1 protein-coding gene is annotated in these 509 nt (G+C 55.0%); it reads left to right on the top strand.

Annotation, left to right across the window (positions count from 1 at the left end; translation table 11 throughout):
• Window positions 1-111: 111 nt before the first annotated feature.
• Window positions 112-509, top strand: a 398-nt coding sequence (locus C5Y96_RS16000; protein ID WP_146115685.1) for a hypothetical protein, incomplete at its 3' end; no start/stop codon positions are given.

Below are 509 nucleotides of genomic sequence, written 5' to 3'. Positions count from 1 at the left end.
CAACGCTGGTAACAATTTCTCCCGGCGCAAAAAATAAGTCTTGATGCGGAAGGCGGTTGGGCCTTCAATGCTCGTCGCCAAACCAACAATACTTCCAAGAAGGAACTTGGAATGTCGCATCAAGACAGCACGGATCGTCGCACATCGTTTTCGAATTTGGAAGCCGTATTTGAGTTTTTATTGCCAGCTGAACTGGATGACAGCAGGCGGCATGGTAACGCGACGATCGGTTGTCGCACGCTGGCAGCGATGGCATTGGTCTGCTGGGGATGGTCGTCTCGGCGAACCCTTTCGCAGAAGATGACCGAAGCAAGCGAGGTGGTCGCGAGTCTGATGCCCGATGCTCAAACGGCTTCCCGCCAAGGCGTTTGCCAGGCTCTGCGTCGTTGCGGCCAGCAGATTCAAAACGTGATCTGGGAACGCTTGCAACAGGAACTGCCTCGACTGAAAGGGTATTGGACCACGGCTGGTCGACCCACCTTTGCGATCGATGGCACCAAGTTCACGGC

The organism is Blastopirellula marina (assembly GCF_002967715.1).
Classification (GTDB): Bacteria; Planctomycetota; Planctomycetia; order Pirellulales; family Pirellulaceae; genus Bremerella; species Bremerella marina_B.
Note: the sequence above shows the minus strand (reverse complement) of the source record. Positions and strands in the feature narration are given on the sequence as shown.